Annotated in this window: 16 protein-coding genes; 9 read left to right on the top strand and 7 right to left on the bottom strand. The window is 63.7% G+C overall.

Annotation, left to right across the window (positions count from 1 at the left end; translation table 11 throughout):
• Positions 1-104 precede the first annotated feature (104 nt).
• Positions 105-1,505, top strand: a complete 1,401-nt coding sequence (gene lpdA / locus K426_RS14825; protein WP_066558582.1) for a dihydrolipoyl dehydrogenase — start codon at positions 105-107, stop codon at positions 1,503-1,505.
• 83 nt (positions 1,506-1,588) lie between these two features.
• Here the strand turns inward: lpdA and K426_RS14820 are convergent, their stop codons facing one another.
• From K426_RS14820 to gph, 3 genes are all read right to left on the bottom strand, one after another.
• On the bottom strand, positions 1,589-2,761 hold the full coding sequence (locus K426_RS14820; protein ID WP_066558579.1) for a GGDEF domain-containing protein: 1,173 nt from the start codon (positions 2,759-2,761) through the stop codon (positions 1,589-1,591).
• Positions 2,762-2,911: 150 nt separating this feature from the next.
• A complete protein-coding gene (locus K426_RS14815; protein WP_066558577.1) occupies positions 2,912-3,685 on the bottom strand; it encodes an enoyl-CoA hydratase/isomerase family protein in 774 nt (257 codons plus the stop codon).
• A complete protein-coding gene (gene gph / locus K426_RS14810; RefSeq protein ID WP_066558575.1) occupies positions 3,682-4,350 on the bottom strand; it encodes a phosphoglycolate phosphatase in 669 nt (222 codons plus the stop codon). Before gph ends, K426_RS14815 begins: the two co-directional genes overlap by 4 nt.
• Positions 4,351-4,501: 151 nt before the next feature.
• Here gph and glmU point away from each other — a divergent pair, with 151 nt between their 5' ends.
• The 3 genes from glmU to glmS all read left to right on the top strand — a co-directional run bounded on the left by glmU (position 4,502) and on the right by glmS (position 8,554).
• Positions 4,502-5,794, top strand: coding sequence for a bifunctional UDP-N-acetylglucosamine diphosphorylase/glucosamine-1-phosphate N-acetyltransferase GlmU (gene glmU / locus K426_RS14805; protein WP_237230062.1), 1,293 nt, complete (start codon positions 4,502-4,504; stop codon positions 5,792-5,794).
• A gap of 29 nt (positions 5,795-5,823) precedes the next feature.
• Entirely contained in the window at positions 5,824-6,648 is an 825-nt protein-coding gene (locus K426_RS14800; protein WP_066558569.1) for a metallophosphoesterase, read from the top strand.
• Positions 6,649-6,730: 82 nt separating this feature from the next.
• Positions 6,731-8,554, top strand: a complete 1,824-nt coding sequence (gene glmS / locus K426_RS14795; RefSeq protein WP_066558566.1) for a glutamine--fructose-6-phosphate transaminase (isomerizing) — start codon at positions 6,731-6,733, stop codon at positions 8,552-8,554.
• Here the strand turns inward: glmS and K426_RS14790 are convergent.
• Positions 8,541-8,735 carry a KTSC domain-containing protein gene (locus K426_RS14790; RefSeq protein ID WP_066558564.1) on the bottom strand — a complete coding sequence of 65 codons (195 nt, stop codon included), beginning with the start codon at positions 8,733-8,735 and terminating at the stop codon, positions 8,541-8,543. The genes glmS and K426_RS14790 overlap by 14 nt on opposite strands.
• A gap of 121 nt (positions 8,736-8,856) precedes the next feature.
• On the opposite strand from K426_RS14790, the gene K426_RS14785 reads away from it, so the two are divergent.
• The gene (locus K426_RS14785) at positions 8,857-9,369 is read left to right on the top strand and encodes a GNAT family N-acetyltransferase (RefSeq protein ID WP_066558562.1); all 513 of its coding nucleotides are present in this window, start codon (positions 8,857-8,859) and stop codon (positions 9,367-9,369) included.
• Between the two features lie 22 nt (positions 9,370-9,391).
• Here K426_RS14785 and K426_RS14780 read toward each other — a convergent pair whose 3' ends face one another.
• Together K426_RS14780 and K426_RS14775 are read right to left on the bottom strand one after the other, a co-directional pair.
• Positions 9,392-11,005 carry a carbon-nitrogen hydrolase family protein gene (locus K426_RS14780; protein ID WP_066558560.1) on the bottom strand — a complete coding sequence of 538 codons (1,614 nt, stop codon included), beginning with the start codon at positions 11,003-11,005 and terminating at the stop codon, positions 9,392-9,394.
• A 101-nt stretch (positions 11,006-11,106) separates the two neighbouring features.
• Entirely contained in the window at positions 11,107-12,327 is a 1,221-nt protein-coding gene (locus K426_RS14775) for an NADP-dependent isocitrate dehydrogenase (RefSeq protein WP_066558559.1), read from the bottom strand.
• A 178-nt stretch (positions 12,328-12,505) separates the two neighbouring features.
• Here K426_RS14775 and K426_RS14770 point away from each other — a divergent pair, with 178 nt between their 5' ends.
• Together K426_RS14770 and K426_RS14765 are read left to right on the top strand one after the other, a co-directional pair.
• Entirely contained in the window at positions 12,506-13,240 is a 735-nt protein-coding gene (locus K426_RS14770; RefSeq protein ID WP_066558558.1) for a phosphatidylserine decarboxylase, read from the top strand.
• Entirely contained in the window at positions 13,240-14,016 is a 777-nt protein-coding gene (locus tag K426_RS14765) for a CDP-alcohol phosphatidyltransferase family protein (protein WP_066558557.1), read from the top strand. The genes K426_RS14770 and K426_RS14765 overlap by 1 nt, the downstream gene beginning before the upstream one ends.
• Positions 14,017-14,019: 3 nt before the next feature.
• Here K426_RS14765 and K426_RS14760 read toward each other — a convergent pair whose 3' ends face one another.
• The gene (locus tag K426_RS14760) at positions 14,020-14,247 is read right to left on the bottom strand and encodes a hypothetical protein (protein ID WP_066558554.1); all 228 of its coding nucleotides are present in this window, start codon (positions 14,245-14,247) and stop codon (positions 14,020-14,022) included.
• Between the two features lie 248 nt (positions 14,248-14,495).
• Here K426_RS14760 and rpsB point away from each other — a divergent pair, with 248 nt between their 5' ends.
• Entirely contained in the window at positions 14,496-15,254 is a 759-nt protein-coding gene (gene rpsB, locus K426_RS14755) for a 30S ribosomal protein S2 (protein ID WP_066558552.1), read from the top strand.
• A gap of 99 nt (positions 15,255-15,353) precedes the next feature.
• Complete coding sequence (tsf, locus tag K426_RS14750) at positions 15,354-16,283, top strand: translation elongation factor Ts (protein WP_066558550.1); 930 nt, start codon at positions 15,354-15,356, stop codon at positions 16,281-16,283.
• Positions 16,284-16,419: the final 136 nt, after the last annotated feature.

Raw genomic sequence — 16,419 nt, 5'->3', positions numbered from 1 at the left:
GCGCCTGTCGAAGCCCCGTCCTTTTTATGGGACGAAAGAAGTAATGCCCTTTGACAGGTTGGACCGAGGCAAGTGACTCGGTCCAAGGGCGAACGGAGATTGTTATGGCTGACTTCGACTATGACGTCCTTATAATCGGCGCGGGTCCGGGCGGCTATGTCGCCGCAATCCGCGCGGCGCAGCTTGGCCTCAAGACCGCCTGCGCCGAAAGCCGCGAGACGCTGGGCGGCACATGCCTCAATGTCGGCTGCATCCCGTCCAAGGCGCTGCTGCACGCTTCGGAACTCTACGAGGAAGCCGCGAACGGCGCGCTCGCCAAGCTGGGCGTGAAGATCGACAAGATGAGCCTGGACCTCGACACCATGCAGGGCCAGCGCAAGGAAGCGGTGAAGGGCCTGACCGGCGGCATCGAATATCTGTTCAAGAAGAACAAGGTCGACTGGCTGAAGGGTCTGGCGACCTTCACCGGCGCCAACACGGTGGAAGTCGCGGGCAAGAAGGTGACGGCGAAGAACATCGTCATCGCCACCGGCTCGTCGGTCACGCCGCTTGCCGGAGTCGCGGTCGATAACAAGGGCGGCAAGATCGTCGATTCGACCGGCGCGCTGGAACTGGATAAGGTTCCGGGTCATCTGGTCGTCGTCGGCGGCGGCGTCATTGGGCTGGAGCTGGGTTCGGTGTGGCGTCGCGTCGGCGCGAAGGTGACCGTTGTCGAATATCTCGACCAGATCCTGCCCGGCATGGACGGCGAAGTCCGCAAGGAAGCGAACAAGATCTTCAAGAAGCAGGGCTTCGAGTATAAGCTCGGCACCAAGGTCACGGGCGCTGAGGTCGGCAAGAAGGGCGTGACGCTGACCGTCGAACCCGCTGCAGGTGGCGCGGCCGAGAAGATCGAGGCCGATGTCGTGCTGGTGTCGATCGGTCGCCGTCCGAACACGGAAGGCCTGGGCCTCGACAAGATCGGTCTGGAACTCAATGCGCGTGGTCAGATCGAAACCGATCATGAGTTCGCGACCAAGGTTCCGGGCGTCTGGGCGATCGGTGACGTCATTCCGGGGCCGATGCTCGCGCACAAGGCCGAGGATGAAGGCATTGCCGTGGCCGAGAATATTGCGGGTCTGACCGGCATCGTGAACCATGAGGTGATCCCGTCGGTGGTTTACACCAAGCCGGAAATCGCCGGCGTGGGCCTCACCGAAGAAGCCGCCAAGGAAAAGGGCGCGGTCAAGGTCGGCAAGTTCCCGATGATGGCGAACAGCCGCGCCAAGACCAATCATGAGCCGGACGGCTTCGTGAAGATCATCGCCGATGCCGAGACCGACAAGGTGTTGGGCGTTTGGATCATCGCTTCGGTCGCGGGCACGATGATCGCGCAGGCGGCGCAGGCGATGGAATTCGGCGCGTCGAGCGAAGACATTGCCTATACCTGCCATGCGCATCCGACGCACAGCGAGGCGATCAAGGAAGCGGCCATGGCCGTGACCGGCAAGCCGATCCATATTTGATCGGCGCCTACTTCGCGCGGGAATGAGGAGGCTGCCCTTTTGGGGCGGCCTTTTTCATTTTGGAGCCAGGTGAGGCCAGCGCTTTAAGCGTTGCAAGCCCGGGATTGCGGATCGACCATGGCTGTGTCCGGTGCCGATAGCGCCCGCCGTACGCAAACCCGGTTGCGGCCGCGCGTCTTGGCCTGATAGAGCGCCGCGTCGGCCCGCGCGATGGCGTCATGAATCGAGGCATCCCCGCGCTGGGCGGTCGACAGGCCGAAGCTGGCGGTGAGAGGACGCGACAGACCGAACTGATCAGCGACTTCTTGCGCGATGCTCTCGCGAATGTCGTTGGCGATCCCGGCTGCTCGGGCTGCATGGGTATCGGGCAGGAACAGCACGAATTCCTCGCCGCCGAAGCGGGCCGTGACGGCGCCGACAGGCGCAAACCGGGCCAATATCCTGGCCAGCGCGACGATCACGCGATCGCCCAGGGCATGGCCATAGGCATCGTTGATCGTCTTGAAATGATCGATGTCGCAGACGATGAGGCTGCCCTGCGTCGGCTGCTTGCGTATCCGTTGGTTGATGGCATCGTCAAAACCCCGCCGGTTGAGCAGGCCGGAAAGCGGATCGTGCAGCGCGTCGCGCTGATAGCGGGTGAGCAGATCGAGCATGTTCGCCGCGAGCGCGGCCAGAGCGAGGAAAAGGCCGAAAATGCAGGCCAGCGCCTGCATCAGAAAGGCATAGTCGCTGCTCTGGAAGCTGCCGCCAGACAAGGTGAGCGGCACAGTGCTGCCCCGCGCCAGATTATCCAGAGCAACCAGCGCCGTCGCGCTGAACAGGATGCGGTCGGACCAGTTGCCGAGATGATCCTTGCCCGCGACCAGCGGCAGGCCGATCAGCAGGAAGCAGCCGAAATCGGACGCAACCAGTTCGAGGGGCAGATTGCCCAGCGCAAGAGCGACCGCACAGAGCAGCAACGACAAAGCCCAGATCGCGATCCGCGCCCGCAGCAGCCAGTTCGGCCGCCATCGCTCCAGCAGAGCCTGGCTGAACAGCAGGAAGCCGCTGGCGAACAGCAGGTCCGCCACGAAACCCCAGACGGGCGTGGGAACCAGCGCGAATCCCGCCGGCACCGCAAAACCGCCCGCCACGCAGATATAGGCGCCGCTCCAATATCCGGCGGCGCGCACGCGCAGGCTCCAGACAAAGCCGAAAACCACGCCGAAGCTTGCCATCATGACGGGCAGGAAGAAGGCGAAATTCTCTCCCACTCTGTTGGGCCTGTTCCTTTTATCGTCGAAGGTCGTGCGCGCTTCAGCCTGACTTACACGCCGGGCAAGCGGTATAAGCTGATCCTTAACAAATATTTCCGGATCGGATGAGATGTTAGTCCGATTTGGATGAAATTTGCGGTAGTTAGGTCAGAAATCAGGACGCCGCTTTTCGCGGAAGGCCGTTACCCCTTCGCTGAAATCGGGGAGGGTGAAGGCGTCGCGGAACATGGCCAATGTGACGGCATCGTCATCGGCCTGCCCATCCAGGATGCGGCGGATGATCGCCTTGGACGAGCGGATCGAATGCTGGGCGTTGCCCGCCATCACACGGGCCAGTTCCATCGCCGTCTCCAGCGGGGCAGGCGCGATCTGGTCAATGAGGCCGATGGCGAGCGCTTCCTGCGCATCGTGCAGCGCGGCGGTGAACAGGATGCGCTTGGCCCGTGCCGGTCCGACCAGATCGACCAGCAGCTTCGTGTCGAACAGCGAATAGACGATGCCGAGCTTGGCCGGGGTGATGCCCAGACGCGCGGCGGGGCTGGCGATCCGCAGATCGCAGGCGATGGCAAGCCCGCACCCGCCGCCGATCGCATCGCCGTCTATGGCCGCGATGACCGGCTTTTCAGCGTGGGCCAGGGCATATTGGGTGGCGCGGATCGCGGCCTGATTGGCGATGCGCCAGCTTTCCTCGCCTGAATGGAGCGCGAATTCGTGAATATCCGCCCCCGCGCAGAACAGGCCGGGAGCCGCGGATGTCAGAATCAGCACGCGGATCGCGTCGTCGGCCATCGCCTGCTGCACCAGTTGCGGAAATCGCTCCCACATCGCCTGGTTCATCGCATTATGCTGCCGGGGCCGGTCGATCAGCAGCGTGGCGATCGCGCCGTCGCGCTCCAGCCCCAATCCCCCCGGGCGCGTCATGCCGGCCAGCGTCCCAGCAGCGGCAGCAACTCGTCATAATGGTGGATGATGGCGTCCGCCTCCAGATCCTCCACCGGGCCGTCCAGGAAGCCGAAGCTGACGGCGATGCTGGGGACGCCCGCATTGCGCGCCCCGGCAATGTCGTTGATCGTGTCGCCCAGGAAGATCGTCCGCCCGCCGCCTGCACGCTCGATCATGGCGTGGATCGGCGCCGGATCGGGCTTCGCGATGCCGACCGTGTCGCCGCCGACGACGCTGGCGAAGCGCTCCGACAGGCCGATCTGGTGCAGCAGCGGAATGGTGAAGCGCTCCGCCTTGTTGGTGCAGATGGCGAGCTTCACGCCCGCCGCCTCCAGCGCGTCCATCGCCGCGATCAGGCCGGGATAGGGAAGGGAATGGATGGCCAGATTCTGCTCATAATAATCGAGCAGGATCGGCAGCATCTTCGCCAGCATGGCCTCGTCATAGCCGCCCGATGCGTCAAGCGCCCGCTGGAGCATCACCTTCGCGCCCTTGCCGACGAAGGGGTGGATCGCCTCGACCGGGAAGGGCGGGCGGCCGTCGGTGGCGATGGCGTAGTTGACGGCGGCGGCCAGGTCGCCGCTGGTATCGAGCAGGGTGCCGTCGAGGTCGAAGCCGACAATGTCGAAGGGGATAGATGCCATGCCCGGCTCATGCCGCCTCAGCGGTGGCAAAGGCAAGTCAAACGTGTCAGAGAGCGCTCAGATTCTTGGCCTCTTTTTGTGAAGGATGCCCCTCGTGACTGCCAGCCGCCCCCTCGCCGTGATCATCCTTGCCGCCGGGCAGGGCACACGCATGAAGTCCGCCAAGCATAAGGTGCTGCACCCCATAGCGGGGCGGCCGATGCTGCTGCATCTGCTCGCCAGCATAGCCGAATTGCAGCCCGAACGGCAGGTCGTGGTGGTCGGCGCGGGCCGGGATCAGGTGGAAAAGGCGGTCGAGGGCAGCGGCGCCGTCATCGCCGTGCAGGAACAGCAGCATGGCACCGGCCACGCCGTGGCGCAGGCGCATGATGCGCTGGCCGGGTTCGCGGGCGACATATTGATCCTCTATGGCGATGTGCCGTTGGTGCGGACCGAAACCATGCGGACCATGCTGGAGCGCTTGAATTGGGGCGATGAGCCGCGCGCCGTGGTGCTGGGCTTCCGTCCGGAAGATGCCGCCGCTTACGGCCGGATCATCGTCCGGGAGCAGGGCGTGATCGAGAAGATGGTCGAATTTAAAGACGCCGACGCGGAGGAGCGGGCGGTGACGCTGTGCAATTCGGGGCTGATGGCGGTGCGCTCGACCGATCTGTTCGTGCTGCTCGACCAGATTGGTAATAACAATGCGGCGGGCGAATATTATCTGCCCGACATCGTCATGTTGCCCGGCGCGCAAAGTGCGGTGATCGAGGCGGAGGCCTGGGAAGTGGCGGGCGTCAACAGCCGCGCCGAACTGGCGGGGGTGGAAGCTGTCTGGCAGGACCGCCGCCGTGCCGAGGCGATGCGCGAGGGCGCAACGCTGATCGCGCCGGAAACCGTGTTCTTCGCCCATGACACGGTTTTGGGCCGCGATGTGGTGATCGAGCCCAATGTCGTCTTCGGCCCCGGCGTCAGCGTGGCGGATGATGTCACGATCCACGCTTTCTCCCATCTGGAAGGCGCGACGATCGGGAAGGGCGCGGAAATCGGCCCCTATGCCCGCCTGCGTCCGGGCGCGAAGATCGGCATAAAGGCCAAGGTCGGCAATTTCGTCGAGGTGAAGAAGGCCGAACTGGGCGAGGGCGCGAAGGTCAACCACCTGTCCTATATCGGTGACGCCAGCGTGGGGGCGGGCGCCAATATCGGCGCGGGCACCATCACCTGCAACTATGACGGCTTCTTCAAATATAAGACGGAGATCGGGGCGGGCGCCTTCATCGGTTCCAACAGCGCGCTGGTGGCGCCGGTGAAGATCGGGGCCGGCGCGATCGTTGCTGCGGGCAGCGTCGTGACGCAGGCGGTGGATGCCGATGCGCTCTGTCTCGTCCGGCCCAAGCAGGAAGCGAAGCCGGGCTGGGCGGCGCGCTTCCGGGCGAAGATGCAGGCGCGCAAAGCCTCCAAGTGACGGCGCTTTTTCGAAAGCGGCGCTGGCTTATGGCGCTGCTGTTCCTGTTGCTGCTGCCGGTGGGAACGCTATTCTGGCTCGTCGCCAATGCGCGGGCCATGCCGGTCGTGCGGCGGCTGGATGTTACGCTGCCCTTTCCGGCGGACGCGCCGCGGCGCCCGGTGACGGTGGCGCTGATGACCGACAGCCATTTGTCGGGACCGGACAACAGCCCGGAACGCATGGCGCGGATCGTCGCGCAGGTGAATGGCCTCAAGCCCGACCTGATCGTGTTGGGTGGCGACTATATCGGGGATGCCAAGGGTGGGGCCATCTATGGTCCCGTGCAAAGCATCGCGCCTTTCGCCGCCTTGCGCGCGCCGCTGGGCGTGGTGGCCGTGCTGGGCAATCATGACGCCCGCAAGCATGCGCTGATCAGCCGCCGCCAGTGGGGCGTTCTGTTCGCCCGGATCGGCATTCGCCTGCTCGACAATCAGGCGGTGCGCCGGGGGCCGCTGGCGATCGGCGGATTGCGCGACATCTATACCGGCCGGCCCGACATCCCCAAGACGCTGGACGCGATGCAGGCAGTGGGAGGCGCGCCCGTTATGCTGTCCCATGGGCCGGACGCCTTTCCGCTGCTGCCCGACCAGCCGATGCTGACGCTCGTGGGGCATACCCATTGCGGACAAGTCGCGCTGCCCTTTGCGGGGATCGTCTATGTGCCCTCGCGCTATGGTTTGCGCTATGCCTGCGGCGTCTATCGGGAGGGTATGCGGACCATGGTCGTTTCGGCGGGCCTTGGCACCAGCGGCCTGCCGATCCGGATGCTTGCCGCCCCGGATGTCTGGCTGATTACAATTCATCCACGATGACGCTGGCCCCTGTCACCGGCGGCGCGAACGTGGCATAGGCGGCGCAAGCATATAGTTTTCACGGCTTTGGGACTGACTATCCATGTGCGGTATCATCGGAATCATCGGCAAGGACGACGTGGCGGAACGGCTGGTCGAAGGACTGAAGCGCCTCGAATATCGCGGCTATGACAGCGCGGGCGTTGCGACCGTTCATGACGAGATGATCGACCGCCGCCGCGCCGAGGGCAAGCTCGCCAATCTGGTGAAGGAGCTGGAAGCCGCACCCTTGCCCGGCACGACCGGCATCGCCCATACCCGCTGGGCGACCCATGGCGCGCCGACGACCAGCAATGCCCATCCCCACGCCACGAAGGAAGTGGCGCTGGTGCACAATGGCATCATCGAGAATTTCAAGCCGCTGCGCGAGGAGCTGATGGCGCGTGGCCGAACCTTCCACAGCCAGACCGATACGGAGGTCGTCGCCCATCTGGTGAGCGAGCTGGTCGAGCAGGGCGCTTCACCCAAGGACGCGGTGGCGCAGATATTGCCGCGCCTGCATGGCGCCTTCGCGCTGGCGATCCTGTTCCGCAGCCATCCTGACATGCTGATCGGCGCGCGCCTGGGTTCGCCGCTGGTGGTCGGTTATGGCGAGGGGGAGACCTATCTTGGCTCGGATGCGCTGGCGCTGGCCCCGCTGACGCAGCGCATCGCCTATCTGGAGGAGGGCGACTGGGTCGTCATCACCAGGGACGGGGCGGAAATTTTCGACAAGGACAACAATCCCGTCGAACGCCCCATCACCATTTCCGGCGTGACCGGCGAGCTGATCTCCAAGGGCAATCACCGCCACTATATGCTCAAGGAGATCTATGAGCAGCCGGTGGTCGTCGCGCAGACGCTGCGATCCTATTTGCAACGGATGGAGGACCGGGTGTCGTTGCCGATCCCGGATTTCGACCTGGGGTCGATCCGCCGCGTCACCATCGTCGCCTGTGGGACCAGTTTCTACGCGGGCATGGTCGCCAAATATTGGATCGAACAATTTGCCCGCGTGCCTGTCGACATCGATGTTGCAAGCGAGTTCCGTTACCGCTCGCCAGTGATGGAGGATGGGGGACTGATGATCGTCATCAGCCAGTCGGGCGAAACCGCCGATACGCTGGCGGCGCTGCGCCATGCCCGGGCCGAGGGGCAGAAGATCGCCGCCGTCGTCAATGTGCCGACCAGCACCATGGCGCGGGAGGCCGACCTGCTGCTGCCGACCCATGCGGGGCCGGAAATCGGCGTGGCGTCGACCAAGGCCTTTACCTGCCAACTGGCCGTGCTGGCCGCCTTCGCCGCCAATCTCGCCCGCGCCAAGGGGCGGCTGGACGCGAAGGCCGAGAAGGAACTGGTCCGCCACCTTGCCGAAGCGCCCGCCGCGCTCAACGGGGCGCTGGCTTATGATGAGTCGATCGAAGCGATGGCCCATCTGATCGCTGGCGCGCGCGACGTGCTCTATCTGGGGCGCGGGCCGGACTATCCGCTGGCGCTGGAGGGCGCGCTCAAGCTCAAGGAAATCAGCTATATCCATGCCGAAGGCTATGCCGCGGGCGAGATGAAGCATGGCCCGATCGCGCTCATCGACGACAAGGTGCCGGTGATCGTGCTGGCGCCCAGCGGGCCTTTGTTCGAAAAGACCGTCAGCAACATGCAGGAAGTGCAGGCGCGCGGCGGCAAGGTGGTGCTGATCTCCGACTATGACGGGGTGCAGGCTGCGGGCGAGGGCTGCATCGCGACCATCACCATGCCGAAAGTCCATCCGCTGATCGCGCCGATGGTTTATGCGGTGCCGGTGCAGTTGCTCGCCTATCATGTAGCGGTGGCGAAGGGCACGGACGTCGATCAGCCAAGGAACCTCGCCAAGAGCGTTACCGTCGAGTGAAGCGATAGCGGTCCCGGATGCGGCGGTTGAAATAGCCGCCCTTGGAGCTGGCCGCACGCATGCCTTCCGCGATCTCCGCCGGCACGTCATGATAGCTGTAGCGCCTCCCGCTGACGAACTGCACGTCCAGCCGGCGCTGGGCGGCGTCATAGTCGAAGCGGGCGATGGCGGTCGAGGGCATGGCGGATCAATGCGCGGCGGCGCGCGATGTTTCCTGCCGCCGGAGAATGCCGCTCGTCGCGTCCCGGAGAGCCTGTTGCCCTCTCGTTGCGGGCTGGAACAGGCTGCCCTATCCTCCCGCAATGATCGAAACGGAACGATTGAGCCTGCGCCCCTACACGCTCGCTGATTTTACACCCTATCTCGCCATGTGGTCCGACCCGGAAAATGTGCGGCACATAGGCGGACAGCCCCTGTCGCGGGAAGATGCATGGAACCGCCTTTTGCGTTATGCAGGCCATTGGACCTTGCTGGGCTACGGGATTTTCGCGGTGATCGAAAAGACATCCGGCCGCTATATCGGAGAGACCGGGCTGGCCGATTTTCATCGCGGCCTTGGCGAGGATTTCGACGGGGCCGGTGAAGCCGCATGGATTTTTGTATCGGACGTGCATGGACGCGGCTATGCGCTCGAGGCTGCCCAGGCCGCCCATGACTGGTTCACCGAGCGCATGGGCGCTGCGCGGACCGTCTGCCTGATCGATCCGGCCAACCAGCCTTCGCTCAGCCTCGCGGGCAAGCTGGGCTACGAACCGTTTGGCCAAGCGGTGTACAAAGGGCGGACCGCCGTCATGTTGGAAAGATCGTCCGCATAGAAGCGGCCGAAGCGGGTCCAGGTCACCCGCCGCCCGGCGCATTATGGCCGCCTGCCGGCACCGGCCCGCCGCTCGGCGCATGGGCGTGGTCGGGATTGTTGTCCCAGTCGATATGATAGAGGTCGAACCGCCGGTCGCGCAGGTTGCGCACCGTGCCTTCCGCCCGCGCCCAGCTCAGGTCGGCCAGATTCACGTCCGCCATGGTCAGCGTCTCGACATTCTCGGTCGATTCCGCCGCTATCCCGTCCCGCGCAAAGGGCAGGTCGCAAGGCGTCAGGATCGCGCTTTGGGCATATTGGATGTCCATATTGTCGACATTGGGCAGATTGCCGACATTGCCCGACATGACGACATAGCATTGGTTCTCGATCGCCCGGGCCTGCGCGCAATAGCGCACGCGCATGTAACCCAGACGCGAGTCGGTGCAGAAGGGCACGAAGATGATCCGCGCGCCCTGGTCCACCAGCCGCCGCGCCAGTTCCGGAAATTCGCTATCATAGCAGATGAGCACGCCGATCGGCCCGCAGTCCGTCTGGATCACGTCCAGCGAATCCCCGCCCTTGATGTTCCACCAAAAGGCTTCGTTCGGCGTAGGGTGGATCTTCTCCTGCGTATGGAGCGACCCGTCGCGCAGGGCGACATAGGCGATGTTCTGAATGTCGCCATCGTCGGCGCGCGTCGGATGGGAGCCGCCGATGATGTTGATATTATATTCCAGCGCCATCCGCTCCAGTTCTTTGGTCAGGCGCGGGGTGTAGCTGGTGAGCTTGTCGATCGCCTCGATGGGAGAGAGCTTTTTCGTTTCGTAGGAGAGCAGCGGCAGGGTGAACAGTTCTGGGAAGACGATGAAGTCGGAGTGGTAGTCCGCCGCGACGTCGACGAAATATTCGATGTTGCGGATGAACTCGTCAAAATCCTTCACGGCGCGGGCCTGCAACTGGCAGGTGGCGAGGCGGACGCTTTCGACGCCGCGCGGCACCCGCATTTCGGGCGCTTCGTCAGGGTCGACATAGGGATTACGCCAGACCAGATGGGCGGCATGGCCGTCCGACGGCTTGTCCTCCGGCAGATAATTTTCCAGCACGCCCAGCGGTTCGAACTGGTTCTTGAGCTGGAAGCTGATCACCTGATCGCGGATCTTGCCATGCACGACCTTGTCGAAATAGTCGGCCGGACCTTGGACGCGCCGTTTCGCGCGGGCATAGCCGGGCATGCGACCAGCGATGACGATGCCGTGCAGGTCCAGTTCCTCGGCCAGTTCCTTGCGCTCGTCATAGAGGCGCTGGCCGATGCGCAGGCCACGCAGCTTGGGGTCAACGGCCATTTCATAGCCGTAGAGCCACTCGCCCGCCGCGCTGTGCCGCGTGCCGAAGCCGTTGGCGGTGATCTCCTCCCAATCATGAGGGGAAAAGGCCATCGCCTTGCTGACGCGCATGGTCGCGCAATAGCCCACGACCTTATTGTCGTAGAGCGCGACGAAGCAGCCGGTCGGGAAATTGTTGATCTGGCCGCGCAGGGTGGCCAGCGAATAATTGGGGAGGCCCGGATAGACGCGGGCGATCAGCCGGTGGATGCCGCGCACGTCCGCCGGAACCGCAGCCCGAACTTCCAGTCGTTTCTTGGCTGTCGTCGTCATCAAGCATCTCCCGGCCTCATGGAAAAGGCGACGCCGTGCTGCGGCGCCGCCTCGTTCCGTTACCGTATTGAACCGCGGAAAGGCGGATCAGTTCCGCCAGATTATTTCCACTGGCCCATGGCGGTTTCGAGGTTCACGCGGATCGCCTCGAAGAACTGCTCGGTGGTCATCCATGCCTGCTCCGGACCGATCAGCAGGGCCAGATCCTTGGTCATCGCGCCGTTTTCGACGGTTTCGATGCAGACCTTTTCCAGCGTTTCGGCAAATTTGGTGACTTCCGGCGTCTCGTCGAACTTGCCGCGATAGGCCAAGCCCTGGGTCCAGGCGAAGATCGACGCGATCGGGTTGGTCGAGGTCGCCTTGCCCTGCTGATGCTGGCGATAGTGGCGGGTGACGGTGCCGTGCGCGGCTTCGGCCTCGACGGTCTTGCCGTCGGGCGAGAGCAGCACGGAGGTCATGAGGCCGAGCGAACCGAAGCCCTGCGCCACGGTATCCGACTGGACGTCGCCGTCATAATTCTTGCACGCCCAGACGAACTTGCCGCTCCACTTGAGGGCGGAGGCGACCATGTCGTCGATCAGGCGGTGTTCGTAAACGGCGCCCACCGCCTTGAACTGGTCGGCGAACTCCTTGTCGAACACTTCCTGGAACAGATCCTTGAAGCGGCCGTCATAGGCCTTGAGGATGGTGTTCTTGGTCGACAGGTAGAGCGGCCAGCCGCGGCCAAGCGCATAGTTCATGCTGGCGCGGGCGAAATCGCGGATCGAATCGTCCAGATTGTACATGCCCATGGCGACGCCGGAGCTGGGGAAGTTGAAGACGTCCTTCTCGATCTTCTCGCCATTTTCGCCGTCCCACACCATGCGCAGCTTGCCGGGGCCGGGGACGAGGAAATCGGTGGCGCGATACTGGTCGCCAAAGGCGTGGCGGCCGATGACGATCGGGTCGGTCCAGCCGGGCACCAGGCGGGGCACGTTGCGGATGACGATCGGTTCGCGGAACACGACGCCGCCCAGGATGTTGCGGATGGTGCCGTTGGGCGACTTCCACATTTCCTTGAGGCCGAATTCTTCGACACGGGCTTCGTCAGGGGTGATGGTGGCGCACTTCACGCCGACGCCATGTTCCTTGATCGCGTTGGCGGAATCGATGGTGATCTGGTCGTTGGTTTCGTCGCGCTTCTCGACGCCCAGATCGTAATATTTCAGGTCGATGTCGAGATAGGGGAGGATCAGGCGCTCACGAATCCATTCCCAGATGATCCGGGTCATTTCGTCGCCGTCGATTTCCACGACGGGGTTTTTCACCTTGATCTTTGCCATAGCGCCTGTTCGCCTTCTTCGTTCGGGTGGAATTTGCGAAACGCCCTAGGGAAAGCGGCGGCAATGTTCAACTGTCCAGTGCATTGGACAATGGCGTTTGCGAGGCAGGATCATTTCATTGTCCTGGGACGGTATCGGACGTTGTCACTGCAAGTGACTGTGCCTAAAGACGGTGCCCATGGAAAATGACGAACTGACCGTCGCGCTGGGCGGCAATGTGAAATGGCGATTTCCCTCGATTCATCCCGAAGGCGTCAAATTCGGCCTGATCGCGGCGGCTATCACGGCGCTGCTGTTCCTGGTCGGCTGGGAGATTCCCGGCTGGCTGATGGTGATGGTGACGATCTGGGTGCTGGCCTTTTTCCGCGATCCGGTCCGCGCCGTGCCGCAGGACGAGCGCGCCATCGTCGCCCCGGCCGATGGGCTGGTGACGCTGATCCAGCGCGTGCCGCCTCCGCGCGAGATGGCGGGGCCGGACGGGCTGGGCGATCAGCCGATGATCCGCGTGTCGATCTTCATGAGCGTGTTCGACGTGCACATCAACCGCACGCCGATCGGCGGCACGGTGAAGTCCGTGGTCTATATTTCGGGCAAGTTCCTGAACGCCGATCTTGACAAGGCGAGCGAGGATAATGAGCGCCAGCATATATTGGTCGAGCGGCATGACGGCGTGCGCATCGGTTTCACGCAGATTGCGGGCCTTGTGGCGCGGCGGATCGTGCCGTTCGTGAAGCCTGGCGACATGGTCGCCGCCGGACAGCGCATCGGCCTGATCCGCTTCGGTAGCCGGGTCGACGTCTATCTGCCCGCCGGAACCGCGCCGCGCGTGGTGCTGGGGCAGCGCACCGTGGCGGGCGAGACGATCCTTGGCCAGATGGGCGACATGCGCGTGATTTCCGGGATTCAACAATAATGCGACAGCGCCGAACCATCCCGCGCGGCCTGCGCCGGGGGATCACCCTGCGGATGGTGGCGCCCAATGCCGTGACGGCGATGGCGCTATGCTTCGGCCTGACCGGCGTGCGCTACGGCATTTCGGGGGAGTGGGAGAGGGCGGTACTCTCGATCCTCATCGCCGGGGTATTGGACGGGCTGGATGGCCGCATCGCCCGGCTGTTGCGGGGTGAAAGCCGTTTTGGCGCGGAGCTGGACTCGCTGTCGGATTCCATCGCTTTCGGCGTGGCGCCCGCATTGGTCCTCTATCTCTGGTCGCTCTATGCCATGCCGAAATTCGGCTGGATCTTCGCGCTCGCCCATGCGCTCTCCTGCGCGCTGCGGCTGGCACGCTTCAACGCCAATATCGATGCCGACGTGCAGCCGCATAAATCGGCCGGTTTCCTGACCGGCGTTCCGGCTCCGGCGGGGGCGGGGTTGGCCTTTGTGCCGCTCTATATCTGGCTGGTGACGGGCGAGCCGCTGTTCCGTGAGTGGTATGTGGTGGCGCCCTGGACCGCTTTCACCGCTTTCCTGATGATCTCCAACATCGCGACCTATAGCTGGTCGGCGCTTCGCCTGCGCAAGCGGATCAGGCTGGAGGCGATCGCGCTCGCCGGTCTGCTGGCGGCGCTGCTGATCACTGATCCCTGGCTGACGCTGCTCGTCCTGTGCGCCCTCTATCTCTCGCTCATCCCCTTCGGCATGATGTCCTATGCCAAGGTGCGCAGCCAGCGGTTGAGCGAGGGACAATAGCCTTTAGGCGGCTAAGGCGGCTGCGGTGAAGGCCGGGGCTGCCTGTCGCGTCGAAGGAGTGGCGCGGCGGCGGCTGATCCGCAGGCGATAAACCGGCACTTCCTGCGGGATTGGCTCGAAGGTCAGCGCGGCGACCATCTTGTCGTGATAAGCCAGGAACATGCCGATGATGGTGCCTGCGGCGAGCAGGAACGATCCGATGAAAACAAGTGCTGCGACCAGTGCGAACATAAGCAGATCACTTTCTGTCTTGCCATTTTCACGGCTTGGTTCACTATACCGGCGCAAACCGCGAAAATCCGCTGTTTGTTCCCGATGTTCTCCTTATGTTCCATCCGAAATGGAGAGTCAACCCCCTTGCATTGGCTTTCTTGCGGGGCTAAAGGCGCGCCCATTCCACATGGGAATCGACATATCCGGTGCTGCGGCGTGACGCTCAGTTCCTGATTCCCAGAGGTGTAACCGGAAGGAGAACTATTATGGCGGCCCCTGTCGTCACCATGCACCAATTGATCGAGGCTGGCGCCCATTTCGGCCACCAGACCCACCGCTGGAACCCGCGCATGAAGCCGTACATCTTCGGTGAGCGCAACGGCATCCACATCCTTGACCTGTCGCAGACCGTGCCGCTGTTCGGCCGCGCGCTGGACTTCGTGTCGGCGACCGTCGCCGCGGGTGGCAAGGTGCTGTTCGTCGGCACCAAGCGCCAGGCGCAGGATCCGATCGCTGAAGCCGCCCGCAAGTCGGGCCAGCATTTCGTCAACCACCGCTGGCTGGGCGGCATGCTCACCAACTGGAAGACGATCTCCGGTTCGATCAAGCGTCTGAAGACCCTGGAAGAGAAGCTGTCGGGCGACACCCACGGCTTCACCAAGAAGGAAGTCCTTCAGATGACCCGCGAGCGCGAGAAGCTCGAGCTGTCGCTGGGCGGCATCCGCGACATGAACGGCATCCCTGATGTCATGTTCGTGATCGACGCCAACAAGGAAGAACTGGCGATCAAGGAAGCCAACACGCTGGGCATCCCGGTCGTCGCGATCCTCGATTCGAACGTCTCGCCCGACGGCATCGCCTTCCCGGTTCCGGCGAACGATGACGCCAGCCGCGCCATCCGCCTCTATTGCGACGCCATCGCTACCGCCGCCACCAAGGGCAACCGTGGTGCGCAGCAGGCTTCGGGCGTCGATCTGGGCGCTCTGGACGAGCCTGAGGTCGAAGAGGTCGTCGCTCAGGCCTGAGACGCGGTCTTCGAACTGCAAGATTGACAGGCTAGGGCGCGCTCCGAATGGAACGCGCCCTAGCGCTTATTTGAACCATTAAACTTTAGGAGCCGAAACATGGCCGAGATTACCGCTGCCGCCGTCAAGGAACTGCGCGACCGTTCGGGCGCGGGCATGATGGATTGCAAGAAGGCGCTCACCGAAGCCAATGGCGACATCGAGGCCGCAACCGACTGGCTGCGCGCCAAGGGTCTGGCCGCCGCGCAGAAGAAGTCGAGCCGCACCGCCGCCGAAGGTCTGGTCGGCGTTGCCGTCGCCGGCACCAAGGGCGTCGCCGTCGAAGTGAACAGCGAAACCGACTTCGTCGCCAAGAACGACCAGTTCCAGGATTTCGTCCGCACCACTGCCGAAGTCGCGCTGAACAGCGGCGTTGCCGATGCCGAAGCGCTGGGCGCGCAGGCGCACCCGGCTGGCGGCACCATCTCGGAAAAGCTGGTCGCGAACATCGCCACCATCGGTGAAAACCAGACCCTGCGCCGCATCGGCCAGGTCGAAGTGAGCCAGGGCGTGGTCGTGCCCTATGTCCACAACGCGGCTGCTCCGGGCCTGGGCAAGATCGGCGTGCTGGTCGCGCTGGAAGGCGATGCGTCGGCTGACGTTCTGGAGCCGCTGGGCAAGCAGATCGCGATGCACATCGCCGCGGCCTTCCCGCTGGCGCTGTCGGCTGCCGACATCGATCCGGCCCTGCTGGAGCGTGAGCGCGCCATCGCCGCTGAAAAGGCTGCCGAATCGGGCAAGCCTGCCGAAATCGTCGCCAAGATGGTCGACGGCGCGGTCGCCAAATATGCCAAGGAAAACGCGCTGCTCAGCCAGCTCTTCGTGATGGACAACAAGACCCCGGTCGCTGATGTCGTCGCCAAGGCGGCGAAGGAAGCCGGCGCGTCGATCACGCTGAAGAACTATGTCCGCTTCCAGCTTGGTGAAGGCATTGAGAAGGAAACGAGCGACTTTGCCGCTGAAGTGGCTGCTGCCGCTGGCGTCGCCTGATTTCCTGGGCCTGATTTCTTGAGCTTGATCTGACAAGCCGTTCGTTCCGGGCGACGTTGAGAGGCTGAGGTTTCTCGACAAGCCCGGAGGGGACGCTAAGGAAGCGAGAGGCGGTCCAAAAGCCTGCTTCACATCA

The sequence above is a fragment of the Sphingobium sp. TKS genome (assembly GCF_001563265.1).
In the GTDB taxonomy this organism is placed as follows: Bacteria; Pseudomonadota; Alphaproteobacteria; order Sphingomonadales; family Sphingomonadaceae; genus Sphingobium.
The sequence above is the reverse complement of the archived record's forward strand: the minus strand, read 5'-3'. Positions and strand labels throughout refer to the sequence as shown.